At 46.3% G+C, this 24742-nt stretch carries 23 protein-coding genes; 20 read left to right on the top strand and 3 right to left on the bottom strand.

Translation table 11 applies throughout. The features are described 5' to 3' along the window. Nucleotides 1-59: 59 nt before the first annotated feature. The 8 genes from B4U37_RS20600 (at nucleotide 60) to B4U37_RS20565 (ending at nucleotide 11308) form a co-directional block, all read left to right on the top strand. Nucleotides 60-1238, top strand: coding sequence for an acetyl-CoA C-acetyltransferase (locus B4U37_RS20600; RefSeq protein WP_088019781.1), 1179 nt, complete (start codon nucleotides 60-62; stop codon nucleotides 1236-1238). 30 nt (nucleotides 1239-1268) lie between these two features. Then, on the top strand, nucleotides 1269-2123 hold the full coding sequence (locus tag B4U37_RS20595) for a 3-hydroxybutyryl-CoA dehydrogenase (protein WP_088019779.1): 855 nt from the start codon (nucleotides 1269-1271) through the stop codon (nucleotides 2121-2123). 60 nt (nucleotides 2124-2183) lie between these two features. Further along, nucleotides 2184-3320 (top strand): acyl-CoA dehydrogenase, encoded by a 1137-nt coding sequence (locus tag B4U37_RS20590; protein WP_088019777.1) that lies wholly within the window; start codon nucleotides 2184-2186, stop codon nucleotides 3318-3320. Between the two features lie 69 nt (nucleotides 3321-3389). After that, nucleotides 3390-4529, top strand: a complete 1140-nt coding sequence (locus tag B4U37_RS20585; RefSeq protein ID WP_088019775.1) for an acyl-CoA dehydrogenase — start codon at nucleotides 3390-3392, stop codon at nucleotides 4527-4529. Nucleotides 4530-4548: 19 nt separating this feature from the next. Then, the gene (locus B4U37_RS20580) at nucleotides 4549-5205 is read left to right on the top strand and encodes a TetR/AcrR family transcriptional regulator (RefSeq protein WP_034775014.1); all 657 of its coding nucleotides are present in this window, start codon (nucleotides 4549-4551) and stop codon (nucleotides 5203-5205) included. Beyond that, on the top strand, nucleotides 5183-8446 hold the full coding sequence (icmF, locus tag B4U37_RS20575) for a fused isobutyryl-CoA mutase/GTPase IcmF (RefSeq protein ID WP_088019773.1): 3264 nt from the start codon (nucleotides 5183-5185) through the stop codon (nucleotides 8444-8446). Before B4U37_RS20580 ends, icmF begins: the two co-directional genes overlap by 23 nt. Before the next feature lie 299 nt (nucleotides 8447-8745). Further along, entirely contained in the window at nucleotides 8746-9303 is a 558-nt protein-coding gene (gene rpoE / locus B4U37_RS20570; RefSeq protein ID WP_088019771.1) for a DNA-directed RNA polymerase subunit delta, read from the top strand. A gap of 391 nt (nucleotides 9304-9694) precedes the next feature. Further along, nucleotides 9695-11308 carry a CTP synthase gene (locus B4U37_RS20565; RefSeq protein ID WP_088019768.1) on the top strand — a complete coding sequence of 538 codons (1614 nt, stop codon included), beginning with the start codon at nucleotides 9695-9697 and terminating at the stop codon, nucleotides 11306-11308. Between the two features lie 53 nt (nucleotides 11309-11361). Here B4U37_RS20565 and B4U37_RS20560 read toward each other — a convergent pair whose 3' ends face one another. From B4U37_RS20560 to B4U37_RS20550, 3 genes are all read right to left on the bottom strand, one after another. Beyond that, nucleotides 11362-11637 (bottom strand): toxin-antitoxin system YwqK family antitoxin, encoded by a 276-nt coding sequence (locus tag B4U37_RS20560; protein WP_088019766.1) that lies wholly within the window; start codon nucleotides 11635-11637, stop codon nucleotides 11362-11364. Between the two features lie 11 nt (nucleotides 11638-11648). Next, nucleotides 11649-12170: a GNAT family N-acetyltransferase gene (locus tag B4U37_RS20555; RefSeq protein ID WP_088019765.1), complete on the bottom strand. Its 522-nt coding sequence runs from the start codon at nucleotides 12168-12170 to the stop codon at nucleotides 11649-11651. Nucleotides 12171-12454: 284 nt separating this feature from the next. Beyond that, nucleotides 12455-13006 (bottom strand): DUF2529 domain-containing protein, encoded by a 552-nt coding sequence (locus B4U37_RS20550; protein WP_088019763.1) that lies wholly within the window; start codon nucleotides 13004-13006, stop codon nucleotides 12455-12457. A 343-nt stretch (nucleotides 13007-13349) separates the two neighbouring features. Between B4U37_RS20550 and B4U37_RS20545 the strand changes: the two genes are divergently transcribed. The 12 genes from B4U37_RS20545 to prmC all read left to right on the top strand — a co-directional run bounded on the left by B4U37_RS20545 (nucleotide 13350) and on the right by prmC (nucleotide 24650). Next, nucleotides 13350-13724: a response regulator gene (locus B4U37_RS20545; protein ID WP_010197444.1), complete on the top strand. Its 375-nt coding sequence runs from the start codon at nucleotides 13350-13352 to the stop codon at nucleotides 13722-13724. 329 nt (nucleotides 13725-14053) lie between these two features. Then, a complete protein-coding gene (locus B4U37_RS20540) occupies nucleotides 14054-14911 on the top strand; it encodes a class II fructose-bisphosphate aldolase (RefSeq protein WP_064099593.1) in 858 nt (285 codons plus the stop codon). A gap of 131 nt (nucleotides 14912-15042) precedes the next feature. Next, the gene (fsa, locus tag B4U37_RS20535) at nucleotides 15043-15687 is read left to right on the top strand and encodes a fructose-6-phosphate aldolase (protein ID WP_088019762.1); all 645 of its coding nucleotides are present in this window, start codon (nucleotides 15043-15045) and stop codon (nucleotides 15685-15687) included. A gap of 405 nt (nucleotides 15688-16092) precedes the next feature. Continuing rightward, complete coding sequence (locus B4U37_RS20530) at nucleotides 16093-17385, top strand: UDP-N-acetylglucosamine 1-carboxyvinyltransferase (RefSeq protein ID WP_088019760.1); 1293 nt, start codon at nucleotides 16093-16095, stop codon at nucleotides 17383-17385. 185 nt (nucleotides 17386-17570) lie between these two features. After that, entirely contained in the window at nucleotides 17571-18539 is a 969-nt protein-coding gene (gene glpX, locus B4U37_RS20525; protein ID WP_064099590.1) for a class II fructose-bisphosphatase, read from the top strand. Nucleotides 18540-18803: 264 nt separating this feature from the next. After that, entirely contained in the window at nucleotides 18804-19157 is a 354-nt protein-coding gene (locus tag B4U37_RS20520; protein ID WP_198317057.1) for a hypothetical protein, read from the top strand. 200 nt (nucleotides 19158-19357) lie between these two features. After that, complete coding sequence (rho, locus tag B4U37_RS20515) at nucleotides 19358-20629, top strand: transcription termination factor Rho (protein ID WP_088019756.1); 1272 nt, start codon at nucleotides 19358-19360, stop codon at nucleotides 20627-20629. Between the two features lie 400 nt (nucleotides 20630-21029). Further along, on the top strand, nucleotides 21030-21275 hold the full coding sequence (locus tag B4U37_RS20510; RefSeq protein WP_010200435.1) for a type B 50S ribosomal protein L31: 246 nt from the start codon (nucleotides 21030-21032) through the stop codon (nucleotides 21273-21275). A gap of 141 nt (nucleotides 21276-21416) precedes the next feature. Further along, the gene (locus B4U37_RS20505) at nucleotides 21417-22022 is read left to right on the top strand and encodes a thymidine kinase (RefSeq protein ID WP_088019754.1); all 606 of its coding nucleotides are present in this window, start codon (nucleotides 21417-21419) and stop codon (nucleotides 22020-22022) included. A 68-nt stretch (nucleotides 22023-22090) separates the two neighbouring features. After that, complete coding sequence (locus B4U37_RS20500; RefSeq protein WP_088019752.1) at nucleotides 22091-22528, top strand: hypothetical protein; 438 nt, start codon at nucleotides 22091-22093, stop codon at nucleotides 22526-22528. Nucleotides 22529-22695: 167 nt separating this feature from the next. Further along, the gene (prfA, locus tag B4U37_RS20495; protein ID WP_198317056.1) at nucleotides 22696-23766 is read left to right on the top strand and encodes a peptide chain release factor 1; all 1071 of its coding nucleotides are present in this window, start codon (nucleotides 22696-22698) and stop codon (nucleotides 23764-23766) included. Between the two features lie 8 nt (nucleotides 23767-23774). After that, nucleotides 23775-24650 (top strand): peptide chain release factor N(5)-glutamine methyltransferase, encoded by an 876-nt coding sequence (gene prmC / locus B4U37_RS20490; protein WP_088020383.1) that lies wholly within the window; start codon nucleotides 23775-23777, stop codon nucleotides 24648-24650. Nucleotides 24651-24742: the final 92 nt, after the last annotated feature.

Genomic DNA, 24742 nt, shown 5'->3' with positions numbered 1-24742 from the left:
AACGCAAAGCAACTGGGAGTCACCGCAAACTTTTTCAATTTTAAAGGAGGATGTTAACCATGGGAAAAACAGTAATCGTTAGTGGAGTAAGAACACCAATCGGGCGTTTCGCAGGAGGACTAAGCTCACTCACAGCCTCAGACCTAGGAGCAGTCGCCATCAAAGAAGCACTATCAAGAGCAAACGTATCAGGCGACCAAGTAGGCGAAGTCATCATGGGCACCGTCCTACAAGGAGGCCAAGGCCAACTGCCATCCCGCCAAGCCTCCCAAAAAGCAGGACTGCCATGGGAAGTACGCACCGAAACCATCAACAAAGTTTGTGCATCCGGCATGCGCAGCGTCACACTCGGTGACATCCTCATCCGCTCCGGGGAAGAAGAAGTCATCGTAGTAGGCGGAATGGAATCCATGAGCAACGCGCCATACATGCTGCCAAAAGCAAGATGGGGACTGCGTATGGGCGACAGCACCGTGCAAGACTTGATGGTCCATGACGGCCTAACTTGTACCTTCACAGGCGTGCACATGGGCACATACGGAAACAGCGTCGCAAAAGAAATGGAAATCACCCGTGAAGACCAGGATGCATGGGCGTTCAGAAGTCACCAGAGAGCCATCGAAGCAACAGAAAAAGGTACATTTTATGCAGAGATCGTCCCAGTTTCCGTCCCGCATCGAAAAGGCGATCCGATCGTCGTGAGCAAGGATGAGTCTCCACGTAAAGATACATCTATTGAGAAACTGGCAAGCTTGCGACCGGCATTTGACCATGACGGCACGATAACGGCAGGAAACGCACCAGGAGTGAATGACGGAGCAAGTGCGCTTGTGTTGATGAGCGAAGACCGCGCGGCAAAAGAAGGAAAAGAAGTGCTTGCGACTATCCTAGGCCACGCGTCCATCGCAGTGGAAGCAAAGGATTTCCCGAAAACGCCGGGGCTTGTCATCACCGAACTTTTAAAGAAAACAGGTACAAAGCTTGAAGATATCGATCTTTTTGAAATAAATGAAGCGTTCGCAGCGGTAGCGTTGGCATCGGCTAACCTTGCTGGACTGGACCTCGAGAAAGTGAATGTGAACGGCGGGGCAGTTGCACTCGGACATCCGATCGGGGCAAGTGGAGCACGTATCATCGTGTCGTTAATTCATGAATTAAAACGCCGCGGCGGCGGTCTGGGAATTGCTTCTATCTGCTCAGGCGGCGGACAGGGTGATGCAATTTTGGTTCAAGTATAAGCGAGAGAAACTTTTAGGAGGAATCAGAACATGACAATTCAAAAAGTAATGGTAATCGGCGCAGGACAGATGGGCTCTGGTATCGCACAGGTTTGTGCGATGGCAGGTTATGACGTATATATGAACGATTTAAAACAGGAGTTTCTCGACCGCGGACTTTCGGGCATCACGAAAAATTTAGGCAGATCCGTGGAAAAAGGGCGCATGACAGAGGACGAGAAAGCTTCAGTACTTGGTCGCCTGCAAACGACCACAACACTTGAAGACGCTAAACACGTCGACATCGTCATCGAAGCGGCAGTCGAAAACATGGACATCAAAAAGAAAATTTTTGCCGAGCTTGACCAGCACGCGCCGGCTCACACCATTTTGGCGACAAATACATCTTCGCTACCGATCACGGAAATTGCGGCAGCAACCGGGAGACCAGAAAAAGTTATCGGGATGCACTTCATGAATCCTGTTCCTGTCATGAAGCTTGTCGAAATCATTCGCGGCTTGCAGACAGCAGACGAAGTATACGGTGCGATTGAAGATATGACGAAAAAACTTTCCAAAGTGCCGGTGGAAGTGAATGACTTCCCTGGGTTTGTATCCAACCGCGTGTTAATGCCGATGATCAACGAAGCGATTTTCACCGTTTACGAAGGTGTTGCAACGCCGGAAGCAATCGATGAAGTCATGAAGCTTGGTATGAACCATCCGATGGGGCCGTTGACACTTGCCGATTTTATCGGACTCGACACTTGTCTGTACATCATGGAAACATTGCATGAAGGTTTTGGCGATGACAAATACCGTCCATGTCCGTTGCTTAGAAAATATGTGAAAGCTGGCTGGCTGGGCCGCAAAACAGGTCGAGGGTTTTATACGTACGAGACGTGAGAATGGCTTGATGGCAACAAGGGGTAATTTATCTAGACAGCAGGAGAGGGGACGAATGGGATGAATTTACGTTTTACAGAAGAGCAGGAAATGGTTCGGAAAATGGTGCGCGATTTCGCAGAAACCGAAATTGCACCTTTTGTGGAAAAAATGGAAGAGGGCGAGTTCCCACGTGAGATTTTGCGTAAAATGGCGGACCTTGGATTGATGGGAATGACCATTCCGGAAGAGTACGGCGGAGCGGGAATGGACTTTCCTTCCTACATCATCGCGATCAACGAGCTTTCCCGAGTGAGTGCGACAGTCGGGGTGATCCTGTCTGTACACACGTCGGTCGGGACGAATCCAATTCTTTATTTTGGCACAGAAGAACAGAAACAAAAATATGTGACGAAGCTAGCATCCGGCGAGTACCTTGGCGCATTCTGTTTGACGGAGCCGAGTGCGGGTTCTGATGCAGGAAGCCTGAAAACACGTGCCGTGAAACAAGGCGACCACTATGTGTTGAACGGTGCAAAGGTGTTCATCACAAATGGCGGGGAGGCAGACACGTATATCGTATTTGCTTCGACTAATCCGGAGCTTGGAACGAAGGGAGTTTCCGCGTTCATCGTCGATAAAGACACTCCAGGATTTGTAATCGGAAAAGATGAGCACAAAATGGGCTTGCATGGGTCGAAAACAGTCCAGCTGACATTTGAAGACGCGAAAGTTCCGGTGGCAAATCTGCTTGGAGCGGAAGGCGAAGGGTTCAAAATTGCGATGGCCAACCTTGATGTCGGCCGAATCGGCATCGCGGCGCAGTCCCTTGGTATTGCGGAAGCAGCAGTGCAAGCGGCAACAGCCTATGCAAAAGAACGCGTCCAGTTCGGCAAGCCAATAGCGGCACAACAGGGTGTTTCTTTTAAACTGGCAGACATGGCGACCGCGGTGGAAGGTGCAAGACTGTTAACGTACCGCGCGGCAAACTTGCGTGCTTTGGGCAAACCTTGTGGAAAAGAAGCATCCATGGCAAAGCTTTTTGCTTCACAGACGGCGATGAACGTGGCGATTGAAGCGGTCCAAGTGTTCGGCGGCTACGGTTATACGAAGGATTATCCAGTCGAGCGCTATTTCCGTGACGCGAAGGTTTGTGAGATTTATGAGGGCACGAGCGAGATTCAGAGATTGGTGATTGGGAAGCATTTGATGAATTGATGGGGGACGGTTAAAATTTGACCGTTCCATAAAGCAACAAAAAAACTAACTCATCGGGGGATGAAAAATATGAACTTTCAACTATCAGAAGAACATGAAATGATTCGCAAAATGGTACGCGATTTTGCCAAGAACGAAGTGGAACCGACTGCAGCAGAGCGTGACGAGGAAGAACGCTTTGACATGGATATTTTCAAAAAGATGGCGGACCTTGGTTTAACAGGAATTCCGTTTCCGGAAGAGTACGGCGGGATCGGCAGTGACTACCTGGCGTATTGCATCGCGGTCGAGGAACTTTCACGTGTTTGTGCTTCTACAGGAGTAACCCTTTCTGCGCACACGTCACTTGCGAGCTGGCCGATCTACAAGTACGGAACAGAGGAGCAAAAGCAAAAATACTTGGTGCCACTTGCGCAAGGAACAAGCATTGGCGGCTACGGCCTGACGGAACCGGGATCTGGATCTGATGCTGGCGGAATGCGTACAACTGCAAAATTAGACGGTGACCATTATGTCCTGAACGGTTCGAAAATTTTCATCACAAACGGCGGAATTGCGGATATTTATGTGGTGTTTGCGGTGACAGATCCGACTAGCAAGCATAAGGGCACGAGCGCGTTTATCGTTGAAGCGGACTTCCCTGGCTTCAGCGTTGGGAAAAAAGAGAAGAAACTAGGCATTCGTTCTTCACCAACAACGGAAATCATTTTTGAAGACTGCCGCGTGCCGGTAGAAAACATGCTTGGCGCAGAGGGTGAAGGCTTTAAAGTGGCGATGACGACGCTTGACGGCGGGCGTAACGGAATTGCTGCACAGGCTGTCGGGATTGCGCAAGGTGCATTAGATGCTGCCGTTGCTTATGCAAAAGAGCGCGTTCAGTTCGGGAAGCCGATCGCGGCACAACAGGGTGTTTCTTTTAAACTGGCAGATATGGCGACTGCAGTGGAAGCTTCAAGACTATTAACGTATCAGGCTGCATGGAGAGAGTCCGAGGGCTTGAGCTATGGCTTGGAGTCTGCGATGTCCAAACTGTTCGCTGGTGACACGGCGATGAAGGTGACAACAGAAGCGGTTCAAGTGTTCGGCGGTTACGGCTATACGAAGGACTACCCGGTTGAGCGTTATATGAGGGATGCGAAAATTACGCAAATTTATGAAGGAACACAAGAAATTCAACGTCTCGTAATCTCCAGAATGCTTACTAAGTAAGTAGGTGACGGACAGGATGATGAAAAAACGTCAAGTACATGCATCCGTAAAAGACGAGCGGCTGATCGAGAAGCGCCGCGACCAGATGATCAAGGGGGCGGTGAGCCTTTTTAAAGAGAAGGGCTTCCACCGCACAACAACAAGGGAAATTGCGAAAGAGGCCGGTTTCAGCATCGGCACGCTCTATGAATATATCAGAACGAAGGAAGATGTCCTTTACCTCGTCTGTGACCGGATTTATGACCAGGTGGGCGAGCGGCTGCAGGAGGAACTTGACATGAAGCGGGGGAATCTGGAGAGCTTGAAGTCCGCCATCCGGTACTATTTTCGGGTAATGGATGAAATGCAGGATGAGGTGCTTGTCATGTATCAGGAAGCAAAGTCTCTATCAAAAGATGCGCTTCCTTACGTGTTGAACAAGGAGCTTGCGATGGTTGCCATGTTTGAGCAGGTAATCCGAAACTGCATGACCGCAGAGGGGATTTCGATGAAAGAACAGCAGATTCAATTGATGGCACATAACATTTTTGTGCAAGGTCAAATGTGGGGATTCCGGCGCTGGGTGCTGCACAGGCACTTTGAGCTGGAAGCCTATATCGAGGGCCAGATTGAACTATTAGTGCACGGACTTACAAAGGGGGAGAATGTGAAAAATGGAAGTTTATCGTCCAACTAACCATATTCGTTTTGTAACAGCTTCAAGTCTATTTGACGGGCATGACGCCTCGATCAATATCATGCGCCGCATCATCCAGGCAAGCGGTGCCGAGGTCATTCACCTTGGCCACAACCGTTCGGTGGAAGAGATTGTGAACGCGGCGATCCAGGAGGATGTGCAGGGGATCGCAATTTCCTCTTATCAGGGCGGCCATGTCGAATATTTTAAATATATGTATGATTTGCTGAAGGAAAAAGGTGCCTCTCACATCCGCATCTATGGCGGTGGCGGCGGTGTTATCATTCCTAGTGAAATAAAAGAACTGCATGCATACGGAATCGCGCGTATCTTTTCGCCGGAAGACGGTCGTGAGCATGGGCTGCAGGGGATGATCAACTCGATGCTGAAGGAATGCGACTTTGTGACGGTCAAGTCCCTTGGCGACGAGGTGGAGCTACTGGATGCCGACAATCACCAGGCGATTGCGAAACTGATCACTTTATCTGAACTGCAAGTGACTTCAGATGAAGAGGTGGCGGCAACGGCTCAAACGGCCTTGGCTAAGGTAAAAGAAAAGCAGAAAACCGTGCCGGTCCTTGGGATTACAGGGACAGGTGGAGCGGGGAAAAGCTCGCTTACCGATGAATTGATCCGCCGGTTTATAAATGAAGTGCCAGATAAGAAGGTCGCGATTCTTTCCATCGATCCGACAAAGCAGAAGACAGGTGGCGCGTTGCTTGGGGACAGAATCCGCATGAACGCGATTTTTAACCCACGTGTTTATATGCGTTCCTTGGCGACCCGTGGATCCCGTTCTGAGCTTTCCTTGGCGATTCAGGATGCGATTGCTGTAACGAAGGCTGCCGGCTTTGACTTAATCATTGTCGAGACGAGCGGAATCGGGCAGGGGGATGCCGGAATCACGGAGATTTGCGATATTTCGATGTATGTGATGACAAGTGAGTTCGGGGCGCCATCTCAGTTGGAAAAAATCGATATGATTGATTACGCGGATTTGATTGTCATTAATAAATTTGAGCGAAAAGGTTCGGAGGATGCGAAGCGCCAGGTTCAAAAGCAGTATCAGCGCAGCCGTCTTTTATGGGATAAGGAATTGGATGAAATGCCGGTGTACGGTACGATTGCGAGTCAGTTCAATGACTTGGGGACGAACACGCTTTTTGCGGCGTTGCTGGAGTTGATGAATGAGAAGACGGGATCTTCTTACGCTAGTAGCTTGCCGACGTCTAAAGATGTGGAAAAGCAGAATGTGATTATTCCGAATGACCGCCGCTATTATTTGCGCGAGATCAGTGAGACGGTCCGTAATTATCATAAGATGGCTGCTGAGCAGGTCGAGTTGGCGCGGAAATTGTTCCAGTTGGATGGGGCGATGGAGGCTGCTGGTGCGTCTGCTGAAGGTTCTTCAAGTGAGGAGCTCGTGGCGGCACTTGCCGAGCTGCGCCGTGAATACGAAGAAAAATTGACAAGCGACTCCCGCAAAATTTTAGCTGGCTGGGAAGAAAAGAAGGAGAAATACTCCGGAGATCAATTTGTCACAAAGATTCGCGACAAGGAAATCATCACAAAGCTTACGACGAAAACTTTGTCTGGCTTGAAGATCCCAAAAGTGGTCCTGCCGAAGTATGTCGACTATGGGGAGATTTTGAAGTGGGTGTACCGCGAGAACGTACCTGGGGAATTCCCTTATACAGCAGGTGTGTTCCCGTTCAAGCGTGAGGGCGAAGATCCGAAACGTCAGTTCGCCGGGGAAGGGACGCCAGAGCGTACAAACCGCCGCTTTCATTATTTAAGTAAGGATGACGATGCGAAGCGCTTAAGTACAGCGTTTGACTCGGTTACGTTGTATGGGGAAGATCCTGCTGAGCGACCGGACATCTACGGAAAAGTCGGGAACAGCGGCGTGAGCATCTGTACCCTTGATGACATGAAAAAGTTGTATGCAGGCTTTGACCTGTGTGCGCCAAGCACGTCTGTATCGATGACGATCAACGGTCCGGCGCCAGTTATTTTGGCGATGTTTATGAACACGGCAATTGATCAGCAGGTGCAAAAGCGTGAAGAAGAGCTTGGTCGTGTGCTGACAGTAGAAGAGTTTGCGGAAGTTCGTGCGGTTACGATGCAGACGGTGCGCGGAACGGTCCAAGCGGATATCTTAAAAGAAGATCAAGGCCAGAACACGTGCATTTTCTCGACGGAGTTTGCTTTAAGGGTAATGGGCGATATCCAGCAATATTTTATCGATAAAAAAGTCCGCAATTACTATTCGGTTTCGATTTCCGGATACCATATTGCCGAAGCGGGCGCGAATCCGATTACACAATTGGCTTTCACATTGGCAAATGGCTTCACGTATGTGGAGTATTACTTGAGCCGCGGTATGAAAATTGATGACTTTGCGCCGAATTTGTCGTTCTTCTTCAGTAACGGACTGGATGCAGAGTACACGGTGATAGGTCGCGTGGCGCGTCGCATTTGGGCAACGGTGATGAAAAATAAATATGGTGCCAATGAGCGCAGTCAAAAGCTGAAGTACCATATTCAGACGTCCGGCCGTTCCTTGCACGCACAGGAAATTGACTTTAACGATATCCGTACGACGCTGCAGGCTTTGATGGCGCTTCAGGACAACTGTAACTCGCTGCATACGAATGCCTATGATGAAGCGATTACAACGCCGACAGAAGAATCTGTGCGCCGTGCGATGGCAATCCAGATGATCATCACCAAAGAGCATGGCTTGGCGAAAAACGAGAATCCATTGCAAGGGGCATTTGTGGTGGAAGAGCTGACAGACCTTGTGGAAGAAATGGTGCTGCAGGAGTTTGAACGCTTGAACGACCGCGGTGGCGTGCTTGGTGCGATGGAGACGCAGTATCAGCGCGGGAAGATCCAGGACGAGTCGATGTATTATGAGATGAAAAAGCATACAGGTGAGCTTCCAATCATCGGAGTGAACACGTATAAAAATCCAAATCCGCCTTCTGAGGACGATTTGAATGATATTGAGCTTGCTCGCTCCACAGAAGAGGAGAAACAAACGCAGATCCGCAATCTTGCAGCGTTCCAAGAGCGGAATTCCGCTGAAGTGGAAGAGGCATTAGGCAGGTTGAAGCAAGTGGCAATCAGCGGCGGCAACATTTTCGAAGAACTCATGGAAACTGTTAGAGTCGCAAGCCTTGGCCAAATCACCACAGCCCTCTACGAAGTCGGCGGCCAATTCAGAAGGAATATGTAAACAAAAATATCTAAAACAAAAATACGTAAATAAAATACACGGGGACCTCGGCGAGCCGGGGTTTCTGGGCTAACTATATAGAGTTCGACGCGGAGAGGGAAATACCTTTGGGGGTCTGACCCCCTTTTTTTTATTTCTTCATTTTTTCTCCTTTTTACCCATTTTTCATTTTTTTGAGGGAAAGATTTATTTTATGCTGGATTAAACATTGGTATTTTGTTTATAATGAGTGGTATGGATTTTTCTAGGAATTGCTATGAATATTGTCTTTTTACATATATAGAAAGGATGTGCAGACATTGGCATTAAACCATTTAACGGCAGAACAAGTGCAAGAGATGTCATTGATCGAAATCGCTACTGCTTTATTTAACGAACAGAAGCAGTCTGTGACTTTTGGCGAATTAATTACGGAGATCAAGAAAATCACTGGTTTTACAGATGCAGATCTTAAAGGCAAGTTGTCTCAGTTCTATACGGACTTGAACATTGACGGCCGTTTCATTTGTATTGGAGAAAACCAATGGGGACTTCGTGCATGGTATCCTTATGATCAAATAGAAGAAGAAACAACTCCTCAGGTTAAGACAAAGACTAAGAAAAAGAAGAAGGCTGCAGATGATGACGATATCGACGCAGACGAATTCGATGAGTTGGACGAAGAAGAATTAGAATTCGACGATCTGGATGATTATGAAGAGGAGGAAGTCGAAGAAGAAGACTTTGACGATGCCGATGATGATGCAGACGAAGATGACGACGAAGAGTTTGAAGAAGACTTGATCGAAGACGACGAGTACGAACTCGAAGACGAAGAAGAAGAGGACGAAGAATTGGATGAGGAAGATAAACTCTAATCGCCTCTAGCAAACACTCCCCTGGACGATAAATGGGGAGTGTTTTTATTTTCTTCCAACCGAAAAAAGTGAAAATTCGCAAGTTAATTCAATCCTTGACTTTTCACCCTGTACTAGGTAGAATCTTTTTTGGGCTCCTTAAAAAAGGACACGTATAATTTGTTGAACATATACACGCTCCCCTTGCTAGAAATGCTGGCAAGTGGGGCGTTTTTTATTTTATTAGTGAATAGACATTCATATGCTGAACCTGAGAAATTGGGGGCAGCTTCATTTTTTAGTAAATGAATTTCGTGTTTTTGACTAATGATAAAAATGTTAAATGCCTCTTAAAAGCATATCCGTTACTTATTATTATTTTCAAATAAAATTATTTCGAGGGGGAGACAGCATGACAAAGTATATTTTCGTAACAGGTGGCGTTGTATCATCTTTAGGTAAAGGGATTACGGCTGCATCTTTGGGTAGGTTGTTAAAAAATCGCGGGCTAGATGTAACGATTCAAAAGTTTGATCCATATATCAACGTGGACCCGGGTACAATGAGTCCTTATCAACATGGTGAGGTATTCGTAACAGGAGACGGTGCGGAAACGGATTTGGACTTAGGTCACTATGAGCGTTTTATCGACATTAACCTGAACAAATATTCCAACGTGACAACAGGGAAAATCTACTCTACTGTCCTGAAAAAAGAACGCCGCGGCGACTATTTGGGCGGAACAGTTCAAGTTATCCCGCACATCACAAACGAAATCAAAGAGCGCGTTTTCCGTGCTGGCCGTGAGACGAATGCAGACGTCGTTATCACAGAAATCGGTGGAACAGTAGGGGATATCGAGTCACTTCCTTACCTTGAGGCAATCCGCCAAATCAAGAGTGACATCGGTCGCGACAACGTGATGTACATCCACTGTACGCTTGTTCCTTATATCCGTGTGGCAGGTGAGCTGAAAACAAAGCCGACACAACACAGTGTAAAAGAACTTCGCGGTCTTGGAATTCAGCCAAACATCATCGTCTTGCGTTCTGAAATGCCGATCTCCCAAGATATGAAAGACAAGATTGCCTTGTTCTGTGATATCGATGAGAAGGCGGTTATTGAATCCATCGATGCGGACACGCTTTACGAAGTGCCATTAGCTTATCAAGCGCAAAACATGGACAACATCGTAGTTGATCACCTGAAGCTTGAGACAAAAGGCGAGGCAGACATGACAGAATGGACGGCACTTGTGAACAAGGTGAAAAACCTTTCCAAGAAAACGACGATCGCCCTTGTCGGAAAATATGTGGAACTTCAAGATGCATATCTTTCTGTTGCGGAAGCATTGCGTCATGCTGGATACGAGTACGATGCAGATGTGAAAATCAACTGGATTAACTCAGAAGAGGTAACAGCTGAAAACGTGGGCGAGCTATTGCAAAGCGCAGACGGAATCCTTGTACCAGGCGGGTTCGGTGACCGCGGCGTAGAAGGGAAAATCGAAGCGATTCGCTATGCGCGTGAGAAAAAGGTGCCATTCTTCGGTATCTGTCTTGGCATGCAGCTTGCTTCTGTTGAGTTTGCACGTAACGTTCTTGGGTTTGAAGGTGCGCACTCTGCTGAGCTTAACCCGGAAACGCCATTCCCAATCATCGACCTTTTACCAGAGCAAAAAGACATCGAGGACCTTGGCGGAACATTGCGCCTTGGACTATACCCTTGTAAGTTGAACGACGATTCCTTGGCACAAAAGGCTTACGCAGACGAAGTGGTTTACGAACGCCACCGTCACCGCTACGAGTTCAACAACCAATATCGTCAACAAATGGAAGAGCACGGATTCATCTTCTCCGGTACAAGCCCTGACGGCCGCCTTGTAGAAGTGATTGAGATCAAAGACCACCCATGGTTCCTTGCATCCCAATTCCACCCAGAATTCACTTCCAGACCAAACCGACCACAACCGCTATTCCGCGACTTTGTGGCAGCATCTTTGAAAAATGCTGAGGTAATGGCTTAATTTTATAGAAAAAAGCTCAGAGTTTTTAATGGCTCTGAGCTTTTTTATGGTTATTATTTTTTATCACGATTCGTGGTTTTGTATTTTTCACCTTTGCTATCATAGGTGATCCATTCCCCGACAGGTTCGCCATTCTCAAAATATCCTGACCGCTTGATGGTCCCATCGGCACGATACCATTCCCAATAGCCCTCAGGTTGATCGCCTGACATTTTCCCCTTGGACCAAATGGTTTTGCCGTTTGCATGGTACTTTATCGTGTAACCGTCAACCACTTCTAGAGGCTTTTCTTTTACGCCACGTTTTATATCACACTTTTCGTTTTCCATGCTGAACCTCCTTATCGCTTTGTTGTCCATTCATACAAACAGTGGTCATCGACTATTTTTAATAGGATGAAGCCATGCTTGTCGTAAAAGCTTCTTAGCTGTGCACTAGCCACACAATCCAACCGGATTTTTGTATAGCCCTGCTCTTCTGCATGCTGCTTGATCCAGTCCACAAGGCGGTCACCTAGCCCCTCGCCTTTATGATCGAGAGCAACAGCAAGCTTATGTAAATAAACGGTACCCCGGGTGTACTCTTGTCCCCAGAGGTGGATGTCCCATTCCTCTTGCGTGTTTGAGAGCATGAAGGTAGCGGAGGGAGGTTGATTCTGAATGCCAGATTCTAGAGCTGCCTTATAAAATAACCCCTTTGAAACGAGTGCTAAAATTTCCCTATCCTCTTGTCCGGTAAGGAGGAAGCTCCATTGCATTGAACCCTTGCTTTTTAAATCGGCAGCACGGCTCTTTAACAACTCCACTATGCCTGGTCCATCCGCCGTTGTCGCTTTTTCTATGATTAAATCATGATAATACACTCCTCGAAACCTCCCATGAAAAATTACGATAAAGGTTGTTTCGATAAAAATGGGTAAAACCCTTTAAAAATTTATCGAAAATTAACTTGGAGCATCGTACTCTAAGACGAACGGCGCCAAAGTAGCGGGAGAAACAGGGAAACTGGCACCGTTGAGGCCGAACGGTGACAGAAAAGCTGAGGAGACATGGAAACTGTCATCGTAGAAGCCGAAGCGCCAAAACAGCGGAATAAACAAGAAACCTGTCATTGTTCAAGCCACATCTACGAAAAAAATGTGTCCTCTTACTCCTGCTCTTCCAAAATCTCTTTCAACGTAAAAGCTAAGCCATGATAAACATATAATGCCACCATGCTAGAAGGGAAGCCAAAGCGTTCTCCGTCATCACCCGGAATCAGTGGTTTCTTTAACTTCATGTCGATATGTACATCTGCCAAGGAATCTAAGGTTTCCGCCGCTTCAGCCGAGTCAACTTGCTCTGCCTCCCCCACCGTCGAAATCCCCACAATTTCAATACCTAATTCCTTCAATGCCTTCGCCGTATTAATCGCTTCTTCATCTGTAGAAAAACGGGACACAATCAAAGCCCGGTCCGTATCAGTCAAATCATGATAACTGTCCAAATCGGATAAAAGTGTAGCGCTCATCAGCGGCTCCGCACCAGTCGTGGCCTCCGCCTCCACTGCTTTCATCTCCTTTACACCATGCACATAAATGCGCCCGTCCCCGACAGTAGCCTGTGCCAACAGCCTAGCCGCATCCTCAAATGCGAATTCCTCACTCGAACCAACCCTATTAAACACACCCTGCAACTGAGTCGTAAAAATCTTCAACATCCAAATCACACTCCTAAACAAATTATTAGCATATTCCAATACCCTCATTCCACCATAACTCAAGTATAATGAAAGTTAGTATGACATAGGTAGCAAAAATCCTAGGGGGGTCTGACCCCTTTTCGTTCGCGTTTTTCCTACATAATCCGACATCCGCCAAGTAGGCCGGAGCCTTCTACATCAAGGGGGAAAGTCCTGCAGGGGTCTGACCCCTTCACGAAATTTTTTTATTTCCTTCCTTCATCAAAAAATTTCCCGGTCGAAAAAGGAGGAAATAAGACTATTATAGTAGAAATAGGTGGGTGGATGGAAACGGATTGATTATTTTTAGAGGTGGGGTGTAATGGTGGGTCAAAAATTACTGATTGTGGATGACCAGTATGGGATACGGATTTTGTTGAATGAAGTATTTCAAAAAGAAGGCTATCAGACGTTTCAGGCAGCAAACGGGTACCAAGCATTAGATATCGTAGAAAAGCATTCACCGGACTTAGTATTGTTAGACATGAAGATCCCCGGTATGGACGGAATTGAGATTTTAAAGAGGCTAAAAGCAATTAATTCTGATATCCAAGTAATCATTATGACAGCTTACGGTGAGTTGGATATGATCCAGGAATCGAAAGACCTTGGAGCAATCACGCACTTTGCCAAACCATTCGATATTGATGAAATAAGAGATGCGGTCCGTAAAAATATGCCGCGCCAATCGGTGTAAATTCGTCAATTTTGTAACTGAATATTAAAACATTTAAAGTGTTATCGCTTACATTGAAAAACGGCATACTTCAGCAGTTGCCGTTTTTCTACATAGTTGATATGCTAAGTACTGGATAAAAATCATCCGACAAGTTTTTGCACTTTTTTACCCAATATACATAACTGGTTTCCCGATTGGTCAAGCTAGTTTTGATATGGGTGAAATTTTTTACAAAAGGTGCACGTACCGCGAAATCCTTAATCAATGGGACGAGCCTAAGTGTTTACCGCCTTGTAAGAACGGGAAAAACTTTTCGGAGTGAATATAATACGAAGGAGGATGTTATTATGCCTTTAGTTTCCATGACAGAAATGCTGAAAAAAGCAAATGCAGAAGGCTATGCAGTAGGTCAGTTCAACCTGAACAACCTAGAGTTCACACAAGCAATTCTACAAGCAGCACAAGAGGAGAATTCACCAGTTATCCTTGGAGTTTCTGAAGGTGCGGCTCGTTATATGGGTGGCTTCAAAACAATCGTAGCATTAGTAAAAGCGTTAATGGAAGAGTACGGTGTAACTGTACCTGTAGCGATTCACTTAGACCACGGTTCTAGCTATGAGTCTTGTGCAAAAGCGATCCACGCTGGATTTACTTCTGTAATGATCGATGCTTCTCACCATCCATTTGAGGAGAACATTGAAACAACTTCTAAAGTTGTAGAATTAGCACACTTCCACGGAGTATCTGTTGAGGCAGAGCTTGGTGTAGTAGGTGGACAAGAAGACGACGTTATCGCTGATGGCGTAATCTATGCAGATCCACAAGAGTGTGAAGAGCTTGTAAAACGCACAGGTATTGATTGCCTAGCTCCAGCTTTAGGTTCCGTACACGGTCCTTACAAAGGCGAACCGAACCTTGGCTTCAAAGAGATGGAAGACATCAACAACCGTGCTGGCGTTCCTCTAGTATTACACGGCGGAACTGGAATTCCTACGCATGACATCCAAAAAGCAATCTCTTTTGGAACAGCGAAAATCAATGTTAACACAGAAAATCAAATTGCATCTGCAAAAGCAGTTCGTGAAACACTTGCTGCCAAAACAGAAGAGTACGATCCTCGTAAATACCTAGGACCTGCTCGCGACGCAATCAAAGATACAGTAAAAGGCAAAATGCGCGAATTTGGATCTTCCAACAAAGCGTAATAAAATAGCTTAAACAAACAAGATATTTCAACCAACAACAAGGCAACGATATGCAGAACCGCCATTACCGGCGGTTTTGTTTCATTTTTATATGAAAGCGTAAACATTATACAAACAAGGGAGAGAATGACATGAAATTTTTCATCGACACAGCAAACCTAGAAGAAATTAAAGAAGCACACGCGTTAGGATTACTTGCAGGAGTTACGACAAACCCAAGCCTTGTGGCAAAAGAAAACATCTCATTCGAAGACCGCCTACGCGAGATCACTTCATTTGTAGAAGGCTCCGTCAGTGCCGAAGTAATTGCACTTGACGCAGATGGCATGATCGAAGAGGGGAAAGCGCTCGCGGCAATTGCGCCAAACATTACCGTGAAAGTGCCAATGACTCCAGACGGGTTGAAGGCGGTAAAAGCATTCAGCGACCTTAACATCAAAACAAATGTGACGCTAATTTTCAACGCCAATCAAGCATTGATGGCAGCAAGAGCAGGAGCTACATACGTATCTCCTTTTCTAGGACGTCTTGATGATATCGGGCAAAATGGAATGGATTTAGTCGCGACCATTGCAGACATTTTCACCGTTCATGATATCCCGACAGAAATCATCGCGGCATCCATCCGCCACCCTATGCACATTACCGATGCAGCGCTAAACGGAGCACACATCGCGACCGTTCCTTACAAAGTGCTCATGCAACTTTTCCACCACCCATTAACAGACCAAGGAATCGAAAAATTCCTAGCTGACTGGAATAACCGCAAACAATAACCTATAACCTAGTTGTTCGCAGTGAAAGGTGCGCAGACTCCTGCGGGAAGAAGGGACAGGTGAGACCCCTGAAGCGTTGTGAGGAGGCTCACGGACCGCCCGTGGAAAGCGAAGCGCCTGGAACGGAGAGCAACGATGAATAAAATATGCTAACATTTACCCTCTGCTAAAAAATAAGCAGGGGGTTTTTGTTAATTTCACCTATTTTTCGACAAAAGTACCGTGTCGAATATAGTCGTATGGTATCAAATATTACGATTTGATAAAGTTTCATGCATTTTCATATATGAAAAGAAAATTTTCGTGTAAACTAATAGGTAACGAAAATTTTTACGATTGGTAATAATTGTGTATAATAGACAATAGCACTTTTGGAAACCAACCTCGCCTTGAAGGGAGAACTATATGGAAAAGTTAAAAATCCTTGGTGGTAATCAATTAAATGGAACCGTACGCGTAAGTGGAGCGAAAAATAGTGCAGTGGCCTTGATCCCTGCAACCATTCTAGCGGACTCACCCGTCACGATTGAAGGGCTACCGCAAATATCAGATGTAGAAATATTAAGCAGCCTGCTGGAGGAAATTGGCGGCAGCGTATCGCTTGAGGGGGAAGACCTAACCGTTGATCCTTCCAAAATGATCGCCATGCCACTTCCAAGCGGAAAAGTGAAGAAATTGCGTGCTTCTTATTATCTAATGGGAGCAATGCTTGGACGTTTCAAAAAAGCAGTAGTAGGATTACCTGGTGGCTGTCATTTAGGACCAAGACCTATCGATCAGCACATCAAAGGCTTTGAAGCGCTTGGAGCAGAGGTAACAAATGAGCAAGGCGCTATCTACCTGCGAGCAGAAGAACTAAGAGGGGCACGCATTTACCTTGATGTGGTAAGTGTCGGCGCAACGATTAACATCATGCTTGCTGCAGTGAAAGCGAAAGGTAGAACAATCATCGAAAACGCGGCAAAAGAGCCGGAAATCATCGATGTAGCAACACTACTAAGCAGCATGGGTGCGAAAATCAAAGGTGCGGGTACAGATGTGATCCGTATCGATGGCGTGGAGAGCCTTCATGGGTGCAAACACACTATCATTCCTGACCGAATCGAAGCAGGTACATACATGATCATGGCTGCTGCAGCAGGCGGCGAAATGATCATCGACAATGTCATTCCGACCCACTTGGAGCCGCTTATCGCAAAGCTTCGTGAAATGGGCGTACGCATCGATATCAACAATGACCAAGATCAAGTACTTGTCGTTCCTGGCGAAAAACTGAAAGCTGTCGACGTGAAAACCCTTGTTCATCCTGGGTTCCCGACCGATCTTCAGCAGCCGATGACGACCCTTTTAACAAAGGCACAAGGTACGAGCATCGTAACAGACACCATCTATTCCGCCCGCTTCAAGCACGTCGATGAACTGCGTCGCATGAACGGACAAATCAAAGTAGAAGGCCGTTCCGCCATCATCAACGGGCCTGTTCAGCTACAAGGTGCCAAGGTTAGAGCAAGTGACCTCCGTGCAGGAGCAGCACTTGTCATCGCTGGCCTACTTGCTGACGGCTTGACTGAGGTTACAGGCCTTGAACACATCGACCGCGGCTACAGTCATCTAGAAGAAAAGCTAGAAGGACTAGGTGCCACGATCTGGCGTGAGAAGCTGACACAAGAAGAAATCGAACAAATGCAAAACTCATAATAAAAAAGAAGGAATTCGCTGAAAATAGCGGGTTCCTTCTTTTTTGTAGATACCGCTTTCAAATCCCGGCAAATGTGATATACTATTAACGAAAAGTATAGCACAATGCCTCGGGTTGCACAGACAGCCAGGTGGCCTACCATAAAAAATAACTAGATTCATAGAATGCAAAGGGAGTGGAAGGAATGGAAAGAAGTTTATCCATGGAATTGATTCGAGTAACAGAAGCGGCGGCTTTATCCTCAGCACGCTGGATGGGACGCGGAGATAAAGACAGCGCGGACGGAGCGGCTACTTCCGCCATGCGTGATGTATTTGATACGGTTCCGATGAAAGGGACAGTTGTCATCGGAGAAGGGGAAATGGACGAAGCGCCTATGCTATATATCGGTGAAAAGCTTGGCACAGGATACGGACCTCGCGTGGACGTTGCAGTTGATCCACTTGAAGGGACAAGCATCGTTGCATCAGGAGGCTGGAACGCACTTGCCGTACTTGCTATTGCCGACCACGGAAACCTGCTTCATGCTCCGGACATGTACATGGATAAAATAGCTGTCGGACCTGCAGCAGTAGGGAAGATTGACATAAATGCATCTGTCACAGACAACCTGAGAGCCGTGGCGGAAGCAAAAAACAAAGAGATCGAAGACGTGGTGGCAGTTATTTTGAACAGACCGCGCCATGAAAAAATCATTGCAGAATTGCGTGAAGCGGGTGCCCGTATCAAACTAATTGATGACGGAGACGTAGCCGCAGCCATCAACACAGCCTTTGACCACACAGGTGTCGACATCCTGTTCGGTTCCGGCGGGGCACCAGAAGGCGTAATCGCTGCAGTCGCACTGAAATGCCTTGGAGGAGAGATTCAGGGAAAACTCCTTCCACAAAATGAAGAAGAACTAATCCGCTGCCGCAAAATGGGCATCGAAGACATCGATGCCGTACTAAGAATGGAAGACCTTGTGCGTGGAGACGACGCCATTTTCGCCGCAACAGGAGTAACAGACGGCGAACTGCTGCGAGGTGTGCAATTCAAAGGTACCAACGCTACCACCCACTCCGTTGTCATGCGTGCAAAATCGGGCACCGTCCGCTTCATCGACGGCCAACACAACATCAAGAAAAAACCAAACCTAGTATTCAAGCCTTAAATAAAGTAAGTGAATGAGATTTCCCCAGTCGATTGAAGTGCAAGGTGTGAGACTCCAGCGGGGAGGTAACGGTGGCTTGAGACCCCGCAGGCGGCCACTAAAAAACTAATATATCATGTGCTTAGTGAATATCTAGCTGTGGATTGGAGCAAAAGGCGAAGACTCCTGAGGGAGATAGTGCTAGGTGGAGACCCCGCAGGCGTAGCCGAGGAGGCTCCAGCAGCGCCCCTAGGAAAGCGAAGCCATTTGCGGAAATCTACAGCGGTGTCTAAACAACATATTAAATCAGTCACAAGCACCCGGAATGAAAATCAACTGGGAGTCAACGCAATCCCTAAAAAAACCGTAAATGGATCCTTCCCATTTACGGTTTTCCTATATTACAACGTCAAAAAACCCGCACGCCTACCGAATATTATAATAGACAACAAGTCCCATTCGACACAAATAGGGGAAATACAAGAATATTCCCCAGAAAATAAACGCAATACTCAAAGCTTGTCTACAGAAAATAGTTGCTTAAAAGACCATTTTGTGGGTAAAATAAACAATACTACGAGTATTTATGCAAAATCTACCTTATATCTTCCTAGCGATTCTTCTACAATTTCTTCATAAGGAGAGTTTATCCCACAAACACGAGGGAAACGTCCTCACTTCCATTTCATTTTCCTTTAAAAAGTGCAGCGACTATTAGAATATTTCCCATCCTTCGAACTTAATTCGGCTTGAATCAGTGTTGGAAGACAAACAAACATTTATCCTTGGATCATAATCGTATCAAACAATTAAAACGAATAGAGTGGTGTTTTCTTTTTATGGATTTAACTATTTCTCACTTAGAAACTTTAAAATTAAAAGAACTATATGAATTTGCCCGTCAACATAAAGTATCTTACTACAGTAAACTAACGAAAAAAGAACTTATTTTTGCTATTTTAAAAGCACAGGCTGAAAAAGATGGTCTATTGTTTATGGAAGGGGTACTGGAGGTCATCCAATCGGAAGGCTTTGGTTTCTTGCGTCCGATCAATTATTCCCCAAGTTCAGAGGATATTTATATATCCGCATCCCAAATCCGTCGTTTTGATTTAAGAAACGGGGACAAGGTATCGGGTAAAGTGCGCCCTCCAAAAGAAAATGAGCGTTACTATGGGCTGCTGCACGTGGAAGCAGTCAACGGAGACGACCCGGAATCTGCAAAAGAGCGTGTCCATTTCCCGGCATTGACTCCTTTATATCCAGATCGTCAAATTGTGCTAGAAACAACGCCGAAAGGCCTTTCCACGCGCATCATGGATTTGATTGCGCCGGTAGGTTTCGGTCAGCGTGGACTTATTGTTGCGCCACCAAAAGCCGGTAAAACGATGCTGATCAAAGAAATTGCCAACAGCATTACGACGAATCATCCAGAAGCTGAGCTAATCGTCCTTCTGATTGACGAGCGTCCAGAGGAAGTAACAGACATCGAGCGTTCCGTTGCTGGTGACGTTGTAAGCTCCACATTTGACGAGGTGCCTGAAAACCACATCAAAGTGGCAGAGCTAGTACTAGAACGTGCCCTGCGTCTTGTAGAGCACAAACGTGACGTTATTATCCTGATGGACAGCATCACACGTTTGGCACGTGCATACAACCTTGTTATCCCGCCAAGTGGACGTACACTTTCCGGTGGTATCGACCCTGCGGCATTCCACCGTCCAAAGCGTTTCTTCGGTGCTGCGCGTAACATTGAAGAAGGAGGAAGCTTGACGATCCTTGCAACGGCTCTTGTAGACACAGGTTCCCGTATGGATGACGTCATCTATGAGGAATTCAAAGGTACAGGAAACATGGAGCTTCACCTTGACCGTCAACTTGCAGAACGTCGTATCTTCCCAGCAATCGACATCCGTCGTTCCGGAACGCGTAAAGAAGAGCTGCTTATCCCGAAAGACCATCTGGACAAGCTATGGGCCATCCGCAAAACGATGTCAGACTCTCCAGATTTTGCAGAAAAACTATTGCGCAGACTTCGCCAATCCAAAACAAACCAGGAGTTCTTCGAAATGCTTGAAGAAGACCAAAAAGCAGGAACGGCAAAACGCTAATCATATAAAATCACGCGCACCCATGCTTCATCAGGGTGCGTTTTGATTGATAGATGATTTCTAGCTGGTGATTGGAGCAAAGGGCGAAGACTCCGGCGGGAGGTAGCGGTAGACTTGAGACCCCACAGCGCAGCGAGGAGGCTCAAGCACCGCCCCGCGGAAAGCGAAGCCCATTGCAAAAATCACCAGAGGTGTTAAAGGTGGTGACCATCTCTTAAGGAAAACATTGGTTGCCATACCTTTAGATATAACTCCAAAAGTAATGTTGCAAAACAACCCATAAGTTGATATAATTTCATCAGTGTGTTTTTAAGATAAGTGATGGCGGCCAAACATAGCTGGTATCATTTGAATGATAACTCTGTTTCGAAAGACTCAGGGCGAAAAGGAGATGACAAGAATGAAAGCTGGAATTCATCCGGATTACCGTAAAGTTGTATTCATGGACATCAACACTAGTTTCAAATTCATCACAGGTTCTACGATGAAAACAAACGAAACTATTGAATGGGAAGACGGTACTACTTACCCTCTAATCAAAGTTGAGATCTCTTCTGATTCTCACCCATTCTACACTGGACGTCAGAAGCATGCTGCTGCTGATGGACGTGTTGAGCGTTTCAACAAAAAATACGGCCTTAAGTAATAAAGTAAAACAGGCAGGTTATCCTATATCTTGCCTGTTTTTTTACTTCTATTTACATAAACTAGTGCTTAGAATTCGTTTTTTGGACGAGACTGCTAAGCACTTTTTATACGTAAAATTATCAAAAAGGAGAGGCCGTATATGTATGTAATGAAGCATTCCGGTTGGGTGGAAGCGATTTGTGGCAGCATGTTTTCAGGTAAGTCTGAAGAGCTGATTCGCCGCATGAGACGCTCCCAATTTGCCAAACAGGAAATTCAAGTATTTAAGCCAGCCATCGATAATCGTTATAGTGATGAAGCGGTTGTTTCCCACAATGGAACTTCCATCATTGCCTTGCCTGTTCCGAGTTCCCAGTCGATTTTAGACAAGGTGCAACCTGAGACGGAAGTAGTCGGTATCGATGAAGTGCAATTTTTCGACGATCAGATCGTAGAAGTGGTGCAGGAGTTGGCGAACAGAGGCTATTGTGTGATTGTAGCTGGACTGGATCAGGATTTCCGTGGAGAGCCGTTCGGGAAAATGCCGGAGCTATTGGCGATCGCTGAAACCGTGACAAAGCTACAAGCTGTCTGTGCTGTCTGTGGATCCCCTGCAAGCCGTACGCAACGTTTGATCAATGGAGAACCGGCTAACTACGATGACCCAATAATTTTGGTGGGCGCTTCGGAATCATACGAACCTCGCTGTCGTCATCACCATGAAGTTCCTCACAAAGTATCTGTGCTGCAAGAAATGAAAAAATAAATATTTCCTAAATTTAGTCCGTAAGATAAAAAAGAAAGAGGATACGCTAAGAAACAGGAGGTGTTTGCATGAAACATGCAGTCCTGTTATTGGTGGTATGCTCTTTTTTTATTAGCGGATGCAGCGGCGAACAACGCTTTGGAGCGGATGAGGATTTTGACGGAGAACGATTGATTGGTGTGAAAAACGATGAGCAAGACGGCTTCTATAAACGAGACCTCGACTCAGAGGACTACAACACCAACCAAAATCCTAATTTCCTTGATCTCTCAGAAACCCGTCTTGACTACGGTGACGACGAGAATAAATTTGCCGAAGTGATTGAGTTGAACAGCGACCTTAAACCTGGTCCCGTCTACATTACGGGTGATACGGCGAGAGTCACCGCTTATGCGCCAAGCGGCATTTCCAAAGAAGAAAAGAAGCGTGTGAAAAGAGAGCTCAAAGAGAAATTCCTAGAGGTCACTCCCCGATACCACGTTAAACTGACAATCAAAGAAAGATAAGATGAGCTCGTTCTGATTTTTTCGGGACGGGTTTTCTTTTATGCGGTAAGGGTTGGTTTCCGTCATGTTGATTTTGACGCACCACCTAACCTATACTATAATTAGAATGTTGTAGATATAAAAATAATTGCAGATTTTTCTGTATACATTTATAGAGGTGAATGCACGTGTTTGATCGTTTGCAGGCAGTAGAAATGCGTTACGAGAAATTGACGGAGCTATTGAGTGATCCGGAAGTCATCAGCGATACGAAAAAGTTGCGCGAGTACTCCAAAGAGCAGTCTGATATGCAGGAGACTGTCGAAGCGTACCGTGAATACAAGGCTGTAAAAGAGCAGCTGGATGATGCAAAAGCGATGCTTGAGGATAAATTGGATGCCGATATGCGCGAGATGGTAAAAGAAGAGATCTCGGAGCTTGAGGAGCAACAGGAAAACTTGGCTGATCGTCTACATATCCTTCTTTTACCGAAGGACCCGAACGACGACAAGAACGTTATCATGGAAATCCGCGGAGCTGCGGGTGGAGATGAAGCGGCGCTGTTTGCAGGCGATCTATACCGCATGTACAGCCGATATGCCGAGGCACAAGGCTGGAAAACAGAAGTGATGGAAGCTGCGTCTACAGGGGTTGGCGGCTACAAGGAGATCATTTTCATGATTACAGGTAAGGGTGCATACTCTAAGCTGAAATTTGAAAATGGTGCTCACCGCGTACAGCGTGTTCCTGAGACAGAATCAGGCGGACGCATTCATACTTCAACGGCGACGGTAGCAGTATTGCCTGAGGCGGAAGAGGTTGAAATTGAGATTCATGACAAGGATATCCGAGTGGATACATTTGCATCTAGTGGTCCTGGTGGACAATCTGTTAACACCACGATGTCCGCGGTGCGTTTAACACATATCCCGACAAACACGGTAGTTTCCTGTCAGGATGAAAAGTCACAGATTAAAAACAAAGAAAAAGCGATGAAAGTTCTTCGTGCCCGCGTGTACGATAAGTTCCAACGTGAAGTACAAGCTGAATATGATGCGAACCGTAAGCAGGCGGTAGGTACCGGTGACCGTTCTGAGCGCATTCGTACGTACAACTTCCCACAAAATCGTGTAACCGACCACCGCATCGGCCTGACCATTCAAAAACTTGACCAGATCCTTCAAGGAAAGCTTCAAGAAGTCATTGATGCTTTGATCATGGAAGATCAAGCGCTAAGAATGGAACAGATGGAAAAATGATGAAGGCCATGAAGGTATACGAAGCCCTGAACTGGGCTTCTTCTTTTTTAAAAAAGAATGATCGCGACGAAAATGCGGGAGAATTGTTGTTGCGGCACCATATGAAACTGGATCGAGCTCAACTTTTTAGTAGAATGCAAGAAATGATGCCGATGGAGATGCAAAGTTCTTTCATTTTTAACGTGCATAAACATGTGGCCGGAATCCCGGTGCAGTACTTGATGGGAAAAGAAGAGTTCTACGGCCGCAGTTTTTTTGTCAGTGAAGAGGTGTTGATTCCAAGACCTGAGACGGAAGAGTTGGTGGTCGGAGTGCTGGATCGTGTGAAAAAGCACTTTGGTTACGGTGCTGTTTCTGATGCTGCTGGCGAAAAATTGAGCGTCGTGGATGTTGGGACAGGCAGCGGCGCGATTGCGATTACCCTTGCTTTGGAAAATAGCTCACTCAACGTGCATGCGACAGATATTGCTGGTGAATCGCTGGAAGTGGCGATGGATAATGCAGAAGCACTTGGAGCAGAAGTAGCATTTCTCCAAGGTGATTTACTGCTTCCATTCATCGAGCAAGATATCAAAGTGGATGTGGTTGTTTCCAATCCTCCTTATATTCCGCAAAAGGAATATGAAGGGCTGTCAACGGTGGTAAAGGATTTTGAACCGTATCGTGCTTTGGTTGGCGGTATTTCCGGTTTGGAATTTTATGAGCGGTTTATGGACGAGCTTCCAAAAGTGCTGAAGGAACGGGCCATTGTGGCATTTGAAGTAGGTATGGGACAAGGAGAAGACGTAAAAGCGTTGCTGGAAAAGACATTTCCTCAAAGTACGGTGGAGGTTGTATTGGACATCAACGGCAAAGATCGCATGGTTTTTGCACTGATCGGGTGACGTCATGTTTTTTAAAGTAAGAGGGAGCTGCACCTTGCTTGCTTCTGTCGATTAGGGCAAGGTGGTACTGGTTTTCGGCCGATGGAAGATGG

It is taken from the genome of Sutcliffiella horikoshii (assembly GCF_002157855.1).
GTDB classification, from domain to species: Bacteria; Bacillota; Bacilli; order Bacillales; family Bacillaceae_I; genus Sutcliffiella_A; species Sutcliffiella_A horikoshii_C.
The sequence above is the reverse complement of the archived record's forward strand: the minus strand, read 5'-3'. Positions and strand labels throughout refer to the sequence as shown.